General features: G+C 62.6%; 12 protein-coding genes and 1 pseudogene. 3 read left to right on the top strand and 10 right to left on the bottom strand.

Annotation, left to right across the window (positions count from 1 at the left end; genetic code table 11):
- Positions 1-182: hypothetical protein (locus JYJ84_RS15675; RefSeq protein ID WP_205189273.1), on the top strand; the 182-nt coding region annotated here is incomplete at its 5' end.
- Between the two features lie 100 nt (positions 183-282).
- On the opposite strand, the gene JYJ84_RS15670 is transcribed toward JYJ84_RS15675, so the two are convergent.
- The 8 genes from JYJ84_RS15670 to JYJ84_RS15635 form a co-directional block, all read right to left on the bottom strand.
- Positions 283-1374, bottom strand: coding sequence for a porin (locus tag JYJ84_RS15670; RefSeq protein ID WP_175223531.1), 1092 nt, complete (start codon positions 1372-1374; stop codon positions 283-285).
- A gap of 92 nt (positions 1375-1466) precedes the next feature.
- A complete protein-coding gene (gene dmpG / locus JYJ84_RS15665; protein ID WP_122947392.1) occupies positions 1467-2474 on the bottom strand; it encodes a 4-hydroxy-2-oxovalerate aldolase in 1008 nt (335 codons plus the stop codon).
- Between the two features lie 13 nt (positions 2475-2487).
- Positions 2488-3435: an acetaldehyde dehydrogenase (acetylating) gene (locus JYJ84_RS15660; protein ID WP_122947393.1), complete on the bottom strand. Its 948-nt coding sequence runs from the start codon at positions 3433-3435 to the stop codon at positions 2488-2490.
- Positions 3436-3469: 34 nt separating this feature from the next.
- A complete protein-coding gene (gene mhpD, locus JYJ84_RS15655) occupies positions 3470-4255 on the bottom strand; it encodes a 2-keto-4-pentenoate hydratase (protein WP_122947394.1) in 786 nt (261 codons plus the stop codon).
- Positions 4256-4352: 97 nt separating this feature from the next.
- Entirely contained in the window at positions 4353-5888 is a 1536-nt protein-coding gene (locus JYJ84_RS15650; RefSeq protein WP_122947395.1) for a bifunctional 3-(3-hydroxy-phenyl)propionate/3-hydroxycinnamic acid hydroxylase, read from the bottom strand.
- Between the two features lie 27 nt (positions 5889-5915).
- Positions 5916-7157: an MFS transporter gene (locus tag JYJ84_RS15645; RefSeq protein ID WP_122947396.1), complete on the bottom strand. Its 1242-nt coding sequence runs from the start codon at positions 7155-7157 to the stop codon at positions 5916-5918.
- Between the two features lie 61 nt (positions 7158-7218).
- Positions 7219-8073 carry a 2-hydroxy-6-oxo-6-phenylhexa-2,4-dienoate hydrolase gene (gene bphD, locus JYJ84_RS15640; protein WP_122947397.1) on the bottom strand — a complete coding sequence of 285 codons (855 nt, stop codon included), beginning with the start codon at positions 8071-8073 and terminating at the stop codon, positions 7219-7221.
- Positions 8074-8132: 59 nt separating this feature from the next.
- Positions 8133-9056 carry a VOC family protein gene (locus tag JYJ84_RS15635; protein WP_122947398.1) on the bottom strand — a complete coding sequence of 308 codons (924 nt, stop codon included), beginning with the start codon at positions 9054-9056 and terminating at the stop codon, positions 8133-8135.
- A 180-nt stretch (positions 9057-9236) separates the two neighbouring features.
- Here JYJ84_RS15635 and JYJ84_RS15630 point away from each other — a divergent pair, with 180 nt between their 5' ends.
- Both JYJ84_RS15630 and JYJ84_RS15625 read left to right on the top strand, forming a co-directional pair.
- Positions 9237-9950 (top strand): TetR/AcrR family transcriptional regulator, encoded by a 714-nt coding sequence (locus JYJ84_RS15630; protein WP_240201861.1) that lies wholly within the window; start codon positions 9237-9239, stop codon positions 9948-9950.
- Positions 9951-10038: 88 nt separating this feature from the next.
- A pseudogene (locus JYJ84_RS15625) lies at positions 10039-10191 on the top strand (transposase); the annotation flags it as partial.
- A 974-nt stretch (positions 10192-11165) separates the two neighbouring features.
- On the opposite strand, the gene JYJ84_RS15620 reads toward JYJ84_RS15625, so the two are convergent.
- A complete protein-coding gene (locus tag JYJ84_RS15620) occupies positions 11166-12260 on the bottom strand; it encodes a TrkA family potassium uptake protein (protein WP_175223533.1) in 1095 nt (364 codons plus the stop codon).
- Between the two features lie 82 nt (positions 12261-12342).
- A partial coding sequence (locus JYJ84_RS15615; protein ID WP_205189272.1) for an FAD-binding oxidoreductase occupies positions 12343-12967 on the bottom strand: 625 nt, incomplete at its 5' end.

Raw genomic sequence — 12967 nt, 5'->3', positions numbered from 1 at the left:
GCACGCGCGTCGTCGCGGCTCGGGCGATCCGCCGTATCGTCGTGCTCCGTAGCCTGCCGATTGGTCCGGTTGTTCGCATCATCTTGCATGTGTGTCGCTTCCTTTTCGTGATGCGCCGCGAGCCCGGATCGTCATGCGCTTTGCATGGTGATCCGGACGCCGCCTTCGGGCAACGGCGCTGAGTTCAGAAAATCCGAGCGTTTCAATTCATCAATGCCACGGCGCGATCGGGACAGTCGGAATGCCGGCCATCCGGATGCCCCGTTTCCGTCATTCGATCGATCAGAACATCGTCCGTATGCCAACCCGCGCGATCGCCTGTGAAGCGCTGCTCGACGAGCCGGCCGGACTCAGGATTCCGTTGATGTCGGCGTGTGCGCCGGAGTTGGCACGCTGATACGCGCCTTCCGCAAAGACCATCGTGCTTTTTGACAGCGAGTAGCCCAAGATCGCGTTCAACTGATTGGCGTGATTGCCGTGGAGAACATCGTTCCCTTTCATGTACATGTAACTCGCGCCGAGTGAAACAGCCGGCGTGATCTGCCAGTTGCTGGCAAGTTGTGCCGAATACGCATAGGCGCCCGTTTGCACATTTCGAACCGTCACGAAGCTTGCCGAGTTCAGCGTCGGTCCCAGCGCGTAGTGCGCGCCGACGCCCCAGTTTCGAATGGCGATCTGCGGCGTGCCATTGACCGAGCCGGGATACTTCTGCTCGGTGTACGCGGCGCCAAAACCGAACGTGCCGCGATCGTAGTTCAGGCCAAAGCTCTTTCCCGAGTTCGATCCGAACGACCCGGCGACACCGCCGAACGAATACAGCGCCCCGACCGAAAAGCCGGCGACCTGCGGCGACTGGTACTTCACCGCATTGTTGATCGGAACGCCATTCGTTCGGGACCACGAAAACCAGCCCGTCGGGTTTTGCGGAATGCCGAGATTCTGGAACGGGCCCGCCGCGACGCTATATAGGCCGCCAGAGATCAGTCCCGGCGTGTTTTTAGCCTCGGTGAGCGACGTAAACATGAACTCGTAGACGTTCCCTAGCGTCAGCTTGCCGAAACGTGCATCGTCGAGTCCGACGTACGCATTGCGGCCGAAGATGCCAGGTTGCATAGTCACGCCCGAGCCGAGTTGAAACTGGTCTTCAAGCTTGAAGATCGCTTTCGTTCCACCGCCGAGATCCTCGGTGCCACTGATAACAAACAGGTTGGGCACCAGAATCCCGTCGTCAAACCTTGTAACAGCGTGCCCTCCCTGATTCGAAACATACGCAACACCGGCGTCGAGCAAGCCGTACATCATGACGTTGCTTTGCGCGATGGCCGAACCGACTGGAAGGACTACTATACATATGGCTGCCAATTCCTTTTTCATTCAAGTCTCCAAACATGATTTTATTTTTTTGAATCGGTCACGAGGTCAGGCGTTCTTGTTATCCGCGTGATGCGTATGGCGGCAGCCGACCGCTACCGCCCGGCGAGATCGAGCGCGACATCGACGATCATGTCCTCCTGGCCGCCGACCATCCGGCGCTTGCCCAGTTCGACCAGGATGTCGACCGTCTTCAGGTCGTATTTCTTCGCGGCCACTTCCGCATGACGCAGGAAGCTCGAATACACGCCCGCATAGCCGAGTGCGAGCGTCTCCCGATCGACACGCACCGGACGGTCCTGCAACGGCCGGACGATGTCGTCGGCCGCGTCCATCAGCGTGTAGAGATCGGTGCCGTGGTTCCAGCCCATCCGCTCCGCCGCCGCGATGAACACTTCGAGCGGCGCATTGCCGGCACCTGCGCCCATCCCCGCGAGTGACGCGTCGATGCGGTCGCAGCCCTCCTCCACCGCTACGATCGAGTTCGCGACGCCCAGCGACAGGTTGTGGTGCGCGTGCATGCCCGTTTCCGTTTCCGGCTTCAGCACCGCCTTCACCGCGCGGAACCGGTCGCGCACGTCGTTCATCGTCAGCGCGCCGCCCGAATCCACCACGTAGATGCAGGTCGCGCCGTATCCTTCCATCTTCTTCGCCTCAACGGCGAGATTCTCCGGCGTGGTCATGTGGCTCATCATCAGGAAGCCGACCGTGTCCATCCCGAGTTCGCGCGCATATTCGATGTGCTGCTTCGAGATGTCCGCTTCGGTGCAATGCGTCGCGACGCGCACGATCCGCGCGCCCGCGTCGTACGCGGCCTTCAGGTCATGGATCGTGCCGATGCCCGGCAGCAGCAGCGTCGCGATCTTCGCGTGCTCGACCACGTCGGCCACCGCCTCGATCCACTCGAGATCGCTGTGCGCGCCGAAGCCGTAGTTGAAGCTCGACCCTTGCAGTCCGTCGCCGTGCGCGACCTCGATGCTGTCCACCTTGGCTCGATCCAGCGCGCGCGCAATGTCCTGCACGTTCGCGATCGAGTACTGGTGGCGGATCGCGTGGCTGCCGTCGCGCAGCGTCACGTCAGAGATGTACAGCTTCTTGCTCATGGTGAAGGTCTCCTTACGCGCTCATGCGCTGCAGCGACTGCGCCATGCGCTCGGCGGTCGCGAGCGCGGCGGACGTCATGATGTCGAGGTTGCCGGCATAGGCAGGCAGGTAGTGCGCGGCGCCTTCGACCTCGATGAAGATCGAGGTCTTCAGTCCGCTCACGCGGCCCAGGCCCGGAATGTTCAGCGGCGCGGACGCGGGAATCGTGTCGAACTGCACCGTCTGCTTCAGTCGATAGCCCGGCACGTACGCCTGTACCGCACGGGCCATCTCGTCGATCGAGGCGGCGATCTTCGCCTCGTCGGCGGCGTCGGACAGCACGTACACGGTGTCGCGCATCATCACCGGCGGCTCGGCCGGGTTCAGGATGATGATCGCCTTGCCATGCGCGGCGCCGCCCACCGCCTCGATCGCCTTCGACGTCGTCTCGGTGAATTCGTCGATGTTCGCGCGCGTGCCGGGGCCGGCCGACTTGCTGCTGATCGACGCGACGATCTCCGCGTAGTGCGCGTTTGCGACGCGCGACACGGCCGCGACCATCGGGATCGTCGCCTGACCGCCGCACGTCACCATGTTCACGTTCGGCGCGTCGAGATGCGCGTCGAGATTGACCACCGGCACGCAGTACGGGCCGATTGCCGCGGGCGTCAGGTCGATGCAGCGAATGCCCGGTTTCAGCGCGCGCAGGAATGCGTCGTTCTTCACGTGCGCGCCGGCCGACGTCGCATCGAACACGAAGTCGATCTGGTCGAAGACCGGCAGACGCGCCAGTCCTTCGACGCCTTCGTGCGTGGTTGCGACGCCGAGGCGCGCAGCCCGTGCGAGACCATCTGAATTCGGATCGATGCCCACCATTGCGCCGATTTCAAGGTGCTTTCCGTGCCGCATGATCTTGATCATCAGATCGGTGCCGATGTTGCCCGAGCCGATGATCGCCGCTTTGAGTTTCGTGGAAGCCATGTCGATTTCCTGAGGAATTGAGTACGCCAATGCGCTACGCGAACGTCGCCCGCACGCTGCCGAGTCCGTCGATGTCCGCCGTATAGACGCCCGGCTGCGTGACCGCCACCATCGGGCCGAGCGCGCCCGTGAGCACCACATCGCCCGCGCGCAGCGGCGTGCCGAGTTGCACCATCCGGTCGGCGAGCCACACCGCGGCGTTCAGCGGATTGCCGAGACAGGCGGCGCCGGCGCCGCGCGACAACACTTCGCCATCGCGGGAAAGCGTCATCGCACAACCGGCGAGATCGAGTCCGGAGAGCGGCACCGGGCGGCTGCCGACCACGAAACGCGCGCTCGACGCGTTGTCGGCCACCGTGTCGACGAAGCGGATATCCCAACCCCGGATGCGGCTGTCCACCACCTCGATCGCCGCCAGTGCATAGGCACTGGCACGCAGGATGTCGACGAACGTATGCTTCTCGTGCACGAGATCGCGCTCCAGCACGAGCGCGATCTCGGCCTCCACCTTCGGCTGGATCAGTTGCGCAAGCGGAATCGGCTCGCCATCGCCGCAGGCCATGCTCGCGAACAACGCGCCGAAGTCGGGCTGGTCGACGCCGAGCTGCTGCTGCACCGCGAGCGACGTCAGGCCGATCTTGCGGCCGACGATGCGTTCGCCCGCGGCCACTCGCGCATCGACGTTGGCCTGCTGCACCGCGTACGCAGTCGCCATGTCGTCAAGCGCGATCGCGCCACGCACCGGCTCGATCGCGTCACGCGCGGCTTCGGCTTCGCGCAGACGCGCGGCCAAGGTATTCACTACGGAGGGTTCGATCATCGGGAGGTGTCCGTTTCGAATGATCCATCGCGGGAGGCAACAAGGCCTCCCGTACTGTTTTCGGCGCAACTGGTTTCATCGCCGGCACGCCGATGCGTCAGGCTGGCACCGCGAGACCGCTCACATCGGCTGCCGCCACGAACCGGTCGGGCCGCAATGCGACCACGCGCACCCCGTACTTCCGCAGCCACGGCTTCAGTACGCCGTCGAGATCGATCAATTCGTCCGGCCCCTCGGTATGCTGGTCCTGGTTCCGCACGGCGAGGTATCGCGCATCGAGCTTGTCCCAGGCTGCCTTCTCCTGCGCCGTGAGCAGCGTGGCGGGATCGACGTCATCGCCCAGAAGCACGAAGCGATCTCCAAGCAACTCGTCCAGACGCGCCATCACGCCCCGTGTGTCACCCACAACCGGCTGCGGCACCATGCGGCCCACGATGCTGCCGTCGGCAACAGGCCCGCGCAGCCAACCGGACGTCAGCACCGGCGGCGCGATCAACGGGGGTTCGACGGCTTCCCCGGCGGGCGGCGCATTGAGCGCGGCCTGCTCTTCGTCCGAGAGCTCCTGCTTGATGACGCGACCCAGTTGTACGGCGAGATGCGTGTAGAACGCCGCATTGGGCCGACGCTCCGCTTCGTATGTGTCGAGGAAATGCTCGGGCAAGGTCCCCTTGAGCACGCCTGCGAGTTTCCAGCCGAGATCGAACGCATCGCGCATGCCTGTCTGCATGCCAGCGCCGGCCCATGGCGGCATCAAATGCGCGGCATCTCCGGCCAGGAAAACGCGCCCGACACGCCACTTGTCAGCCATCCGCGTATGGTGGCGGTAGAACGCGTGCTGATGAATCTCGACATCGTCCTCGCTCACGCCGAGCGCCTTGAGCAACGGCCACACCTGCTCGCTCGTCGCAAAGTCCGCTTGGGTCTCGCCCGGCTTGAGCGGCAGTTCCCAACGGTGATTGCCGCCCGACAGCGCGACGTCGACCACTGGGCGCTCCTTGTCCGACCAGAAGGTCAGCAGGTTCCGGTCAGGCCACCAGCGCTTCACTCGACAATCGATAACGATCCACATCACGTCGATCGTATCCCCGAGCAATTTCACGTCGATCATCGTGCGCGTGGCACTGCTGCCACCGTCGCAGCCGATCACGTAACGCACACGCGTGTCGGCGACAGCACCCGTATCGAGATCCTTCGCCGTCACCGTCACGCCGGCATCGTCCTGCGTCAGCGACACGACCTCCGTGCCGTAGTGCACGTCGATCCCGGCATGCGCGGCGGCGCATTCGCGCAGCGTCGCTTCCATCGTCGGCTGATAGATATTGAATTGCCGCGACCGGATACCCAGCGTCGAAGGCGGGTGCTCGATGCGCATGATCTCCGTGCCGTCGTAGCGCATCCAGCGCAGTGCGCGCTGCGGATCGATGCATTTCAGAACGGCTTCGTCGACACCGATGTTCTGAAAGATCCGCATGGTCCAGTCGTTGACCGTCACGGCGCGAGCACGTTGATAAATGTCGCGGTGCCGTTCGAACACCACCGCGGAGATACCATATTTCGCGAGGGTCAGCGCGGCGATGATGCCGCTGGGGCCATAGCCGACGATTGCAACGTCAGCGTCGAAGCTTTGTTTCATAGGGACTCCACTAAATGAATTGCCGTCTCAATGCGGCAGCGGCATATGACCGTGCTCGCCCACGGCTTCTGTCGGCCCGCGCTTGAGCAGCGTCAAAATCAGGGAAACGACGGCGACGGCGGCACACACGGCCGACAGCATGCCGATCGACACGAACAGGCCGCCAGCCTTGGCCGCAATCGCGGCGACGACCAGCGGACTGAGGAAATTGCCGAGGAAGAATGCAGCCATGTATCCCCCCGCGCCGCGGCCGCGCTGCGCAAACGGCAGCCGGACCATGATCCAGTTCAGCATCAGCGGCATGACGATTCCTCCGCCGAAGCACGCAACGAAGGCTCCAGCGATCAGCAGGTCGACGTTGGCCACGGTTGAAACGATGCAGAAGCCAGCCGCGATGATCGAGAATGAAATGGCGAGCAGGCGGTTGATGGCCCACCCCGACAGTCGATGGAATACAAACGCGCCGAACGGAACTCCCGCATTGGCGATCGCGCTGCCGAGCCCGATGACGGCGGGCATCGTGACACCCCGCGCCGTCAGCAGGAAGCTGATCTGGATGGTAATCACGAAGTACATCACCGCAGTGAATAACGCCATCGCGCAGACATGACCGATTTCGCGCCACGGAAACGGCAAGCGCGGCGCCGCGTTGTCGTGCGCTTCGCCAAGCTCCTCGGGCTCCCAGACAAACAGCGCGATGAGCGGCAGGAATACGACTGCGCCGCCGTAGACGAGGAACGGCGTGCGCCAGCCCGCGGCGAACCCACCGAGTGCGCCGCCCAGCGCGAACATCACGACCGCGACAATGGACGCAGAGCCCAGTTGGATCGTCAGCCACTTTTCGCGCGCCCTGCCGCTGAAATAATCGGCGGTCAGCGCCGTGGAAATCGTCGTGATTGCCGCCTCGGCGATACCCACCACCACCCGCGTCACGAGAATCGCGGAGAGGCTGTGCAGGAAGAACGGCAAGGTGCCCGCAATCGCATAGATCGCGACCGATATCAGGTACAACCGCTTTCTCCCGACCATGTCGATGATCGCGCCCATCAGCGGGCCGCAGAGCGCGATCATCAAACCGGGAATCACCAGCACGATCAATGTGAGCACATCGGCGTGCGGCTGGTCGGAAAATGCCTTCTGCATGAACGGGAGGACGGGAGCGATCAGTACCGCACCGGCCGACGCCAGCCAACAAGTTGCCACGAGCAGCCAACCCTGCAAGCTGCTCGCGCTCTTTCTATTTGTTTCGTACTGCGAATCAGAAAGCATGTTTGTCTCCGTATCTTTTTCTTACCAGCCGCAGGCTCGATCCGACTCGGTACCGCCTTCGTCAACCCTTCAGGAATTCAATGACGAGCCGGTTGAACTCCTCTGCGTGTTCCCACTGAGCCCAGTGACCGCACTTCGGCAGGACGTGGAGCCGCGCATCCTGGAACGTGTTGATCATGCGCAAGCCATGATCGAGCGGAACAAAGCGATCGTCGCGCCCCCACGTGATCAGCGTCTTGTGGCTGATCTCGGGGAATCGGGCGGTCAGATCCCACCTGCTGACCGGGCAAAGCTTTGCGCTTTCAACGAAGTTCTTCAGGTGATTCGGGTTCGACTCGATGTTGTTCCAGCGTCCCTGGCGCAGCTCTTCGGTGATCGCGCCGGGTTCGTAGACGAACACTTCGAGCATCGCCTCGAAATTTGCATAGCTGGGTTGCGTGTACAGCTTGAACATGCGCTTGACGCCCTCGCCCAGCTGCGGCTGGAAGATACTGGGGCCTTGCGCGCCTGGTCCCATCAACACCAAGCGGTCCATCTGATCGGGGAATTCGAGCGCAAAACTCATGGCCGACGCGCCACCCATCGAGTTACCGACGAAGTGCGCCTTCTCGATGCCGAGGGCCTCAAGCACGCCTTTGGTCGCGCGCGCGTTGATCAGCGGACGCGGGATATCCGTGACGATCTCGTCCGATTTATTGAAACCGGGGCTGTCGATCAGCAGTACGCGGTATCCCGCATTCACGAGTACCTCGATGTTCCGGTAATAGTTGCTCCAGCCGCTCGCGCCGGGGCCGCCACCGTGCAGCATCACGACTGCCGGGCCGTTTCCGGCGTCGTTAAAGTGAATCTTGAAGTTCTCGAGACCGGGTTGGTTGATCGTCACGAACTTGCTGGTGCTGGCTTCAGTCAGGGTCATTCCATAACTCCATTGGCAGGATTGGTACAGGGTGATTCGGCCCAACGGGCGGTACGAACTCAATGTGCGGGACGAAGCGGTTCCGCCGGCGGCGGATTCATCGCGTGCCCCCAGTCGCTCAATTCGGTGTAGCGCTTGACTTCCCACGTCGCGTCGTCGACGACGATCCCGCCTGCGCCGAACTCGATGGCGAAACCCGATGGCGAGATCATGTAGAAGGAAAACATCCGGTCGTTGGGGTGATGCCCGAGTTCCATCAGGATCGGCACACCGGCCCGCTTGCAGCGGTCGTATGCGAGACCGACATCGTTGGCGTCGGTGCACTCCACCATCACGTGGTGGATACGCTTGCGCGTCGGGAACGGCACATCGGCGATGGCCAGCGAATGATGACGGCCGGTCCGGGCATGAAAGAACGTCACGTCGAGCTCGACGCCCGGAGCCGCGTCGCCGGTGATGGTGTCGCTCAGCACAAGGCCGAGCACGTTCTCGCAGAACGCCTTCGCTTCCGCGCTTTGCTTGGGCACCGTCACAAAGTGACCGACGCCCAGGCGCCCCGTGCTGAACGCGCCACGCAGCACCGAGGAACGGAAAGCGTCGCGGGTGCGGGCGCGATACGCCGTGCAATAGAACTCATGACGAATGCCGTCGGGATCGCGGCAAACGAACAGGCGCGTAACGCGACGCTGGTCCGCCACCGCCGTATCCGCTTCTGATACGTCAATGCCCTGAGCGCGCAACTGGTCCACATAGGCCACGAGTTCGGTGTTCGACTCGAACTCCCAGCCCGCCGCGACGAAATCGTCGAGGTCGCTCTTCAGCAACAGGATGCGCTGCTCGTAGTCGTCCATGCGCAGGCCAAGGGACTCGCCCGGCACCCGTCTTCCCGCCTGCAAACCGAGTATGTCGACGGCAAACGCCTCCCACGCCGTCAGGTCGCTGACGCCAAAAACCATATATCCCAAGGTTGACACGCTACTCATTCGCTTCTCCAGGTTTCGCAATGGATCGACCGGCGACGGAAAGTCCGACAAGCATCGCCATACCCGCCATGTGCGCGCCGGCCACCTGTCACCCGGCCTGTTCCGCGCACGTCGGCCTCAAGCCGATAGCTGAGAATCATACCGATCGGTCCAAAACTCGGAACTAGGGAGAAACCAGTATTGGCCCGACTGGATCCAAAACCGGATCCGGACTATACTCTGCGGATGATGAATTCACCGAAAATCGGCAATCGACGCGGCCGGCAATCGCGTCAGGAAATACTCGACGCGGCTGCCCGTGTCATGGCCGCATACGGTTATGCGGGCACCTCGATGTCCGCACTCGTGGAAGCGACAGGTATTCCCAAGAGCGCGATCTACCACCATTTCGGATCGAAGGCTGGTCTCCTTGCGGAGGTCATGGCGCTTGGCGCACGCGAGTTCTTCACCGCCATGCATGACGCGCATCAGTGCCCGCCTGAAGGGACGCCGCGCGAGCGGCTGAGTTGGTATCTGCAGAAAACGGGGGAAGTGTTTCAGCACCACGAAAACTTCATGCGTCTGCAGTTCTTACTGGTCCTGACAGCCGAAGCCGTTGAGCCCGAAGCAATGCAGACGATCATCGACATCCGCAAGGAAGGCCGTGACTATATGCAGAAGATGATACGCAGTGCACTGAGTGCCAGCCACAAGCACATGACGGCTGCACTCATCAATGATCTCGCGCACTTCGGCCTGAGCAGTTTCGACGGTGCGTTTATTTCGCTGCAGTCCGGCGACACGAGCAAGCTGGCGAAACACATGGAACAGCTTACCGATGCACTGATCGCATTGGCAGATGCAAGACCGTCCCAAGGCACGAAGCGGTCGTCGGCGTCCAAACATCCTCGTTAGGTCTCGCTGACCCTGGCCCACAAAACTGTCCCACTTGGAAGTGAAAAATTCCGGCATGACGTTGTCATCGAGACCAGGAGGTCATACCGTGAAGAAGAGCAAGTTCACCGATGAGCAGAGCGCATATGCGCTGAAGCAGGCCGAACTGGTTACGCGTGTCGCAGAGGTCTGCCGCAAGATCGGGATCAGCGACGCGACGTTTTACAACTGGCGGACGAAGTACCGCGGGCTGTCGCCCTCAGCGCAGCAAGACACCTCCGACGCTTCGTCATAAAAAGACTGATCTCGCCCTCTCCGGGGCTCGATAAGGTAGCGCTCCACGAGGAGCCTCGCTCCGCTTTAACGCGCGCATATGGCCGCGGCGCGCTCACACGGCGCGCCGCTGATCGGTACGGCAACAAATGCCGCGGTGCATAGGATGAGTGAATCGGTGCCCCCTAATGGCAACGGCAACCGGCTACAACGACGACCTTGCACGCGATGTAATGCATCGACCGATGAAGCTCGCCGGCTCCGCTGTCGACTTCTGCCCGATACTGTTGAGGATACCGATATGTATCCACGATCAGCGAACATGGCCATGAGCTTCTCGCAGACGGCGGAGCGCTATCACGAGGCCCTCAACTGAAACTGGACGTGGCGACAGGCAAGCAAATTCTCGCCATTGCGCTCGAACACCACCACAAGAAGCATTCTCATAGCTCGCCGAAAAATTGCCGGCCACATGACGTGCGGCAGACCGTGACTTCACACTCCGTAGCATGAAGTCGCGCCGGGAACTAGCGGGTCATCTCCAACGATCCGCCCCCCCAGCTCTGGGGAAAAGGGGGAAGCGGAAGCGGTGGCCCATCGCTCCACTACGGCATGCTTGCCCCGGGAAGATATTGCGGAACGGGAGCGGCGGGCTGGAGACCGTTTTGAGGGCCCTGCGATGCCATTTGCCCATGCATCACATGTGCATTGACTCCAGATGCCGACCAAGGCATCGACGCGCCACGTTGTGCCTGAATGACTTTGGCATCCCGTTGCGATGTTGCCACGACACTCGATGCCGTGAGACGCACATCCACCATACTCCCGGTATCGATTGACGTAGCTCGATCTTGATACCAACCGCCTACACCACGCCTACATGATCCAGAAACAACGACAATCCATCAGAAAAATAAAAATACAAGCACTTGAACAATATTGAATTTACAAAAGCAAACATCCTCACACATCCGGATCCGGAATCCGCGCCGACTGGATCACGACCAGCGTGTCCCCTGCCTCGATCCGGCACGGCGGGTCCTCGTAGAACGAAAAAATCTTCCCGCACCGGTCGAGCCCGACGACGATCGCGCCCGGCACGACGTTCGTCATGCAGCCGACCTCTTGCGGCATCGCCTCGCGCTCCAGCAGCGTCGCGCGGCCGCGCGTCGACAGCATGTCGTTCACGAACGGTACGATATAGCGGCTATGCACGGCATCCGCGAGCAGCAGCGCGCCGATCTTCGTCGACGACACGATCACGTCCGCCCCCGCCTGCCGCAGTTGCCGCTGGTACAGGTTCTCCTGGATCCGCACGACGATCTTCGTATCGGGCGCGATGCTGCGCACCGACAGCGTCAGCAGGATCGCTGTCGGATCGTCGGTCACGGAAATGATCACGGCCTTCGCTTCACGCACCTGTGCCTGCTGCAGCAGATCCTCGTGCGCGGGATCGCCGAGCAATCCCGCCACGCCGAGCGACGTCGCGGCCTCGATCGCCTGCTGCTGCGAATCGATCACGATAAGCGTCGCCGGATCGACACCGCTCTCGAGCAGTTCGCGCACCGCGATCGACCCCGACAGGCCATAACCGCATACGACGATGTGATCGGACAATTGCTTTTGCAGGCGTTTCATGCGGAATTCCTCGACGACGCGCTGGATCACGAACTGATACGCCGTGCCCAGGAAAATGAACCAGATGCCGATGCGGATCGGCACGATGAAGAACGCATCGATCAGGCGCGCCCGTGCGGTGACGGGCACGATGTCGCCGTAGCCGACCGTCGCGACGGTGACCATCGTGAAGTACACGAGATCGGCGACGGTCATCGGCGTGCTCTTGGTCGAATCGCGCAACCCGTCGCGGTCGAGATACAGCACGAGGAACGCGAGCGTGCACAGCAGCACGACCGCGCCGATACGGAACAGCAGCGTGCGCCGCGGCGACGTCGCGGGACGCGTGAACAGCGTGCGCGCACGCGGCGCCTGCCACGGATTGCGGGCGCGACGCAAGCGTGAGCGCAACGAGCGGCGCAGAGCGGAGGGCGAAGCCAACGGGGAATCTCCTGAAGGATGCGGGCTCGATTCTACGATGGGTCGGCCGCGACCGGCCGACGTCATCACGTCGATTCGTCCGTTACAGCATGCTGCGCGGCCGCACCATCGTTCCGTCGACGAAGCGCTGCGCGCGAAACGCCGACAGGTCGAGCGATGGCGCGCCCGTGTCGACCCATTCGGCAAGCAGCCGCCCGACGATCGGCCCCATCGCGAAACCGTGGCCGCAGAACCCCGTCGCAATCGCGAGCCCGGACGGCGTGCCCGGCGCATCGATCACCGGAATGCCGTCGGGCAGCACGTCGATCAGGCCGGCCCAGGCCTCGACGATCTGCGCATCCTTCAGCGCGGGGAAGATCGCCTTGAGTTTCGCGAGCGCGCGCGGCGCATGCGCACGATTCGGCTGCGGCTGCGGATCGCGCGGCTCGATCGGCCCGGCCGCACCGTTGATGCGGGCAAGCGCATCGCGCCACGCAGCCCCGTTCACGTGCAGCCGGAACTTGTCGCGCTGCGACCAGAATTCCGGCCAGAACAGGCTCAATCCGCGCAGGTGGCCGAGCGTCAGGTCGACGTCGACCTGCATGTCGTCGGCGAGATTGATCGCGCCATTCTTGCGCTGCCGGATGCCGAGGCCGTGCCCCCACACCGTCGACGCCGACACCGGCGGCACCACATTGGTGCGCATGCAGGTACCGCGGACGGCCTGC

This window comes from Burkholderia sp. LMG 13014, assembly GCF_905232215.1.
GTDB lineage: Bacteria > Pseudomonadota > Gammaproteobacteria > Burkholderiales > Burkholderiaceae > Burkholderia.
Note: the sequence above shows the minus strand (reverse complement) of the source record. Positions and strands in the feature narration are given on the sequence as shown.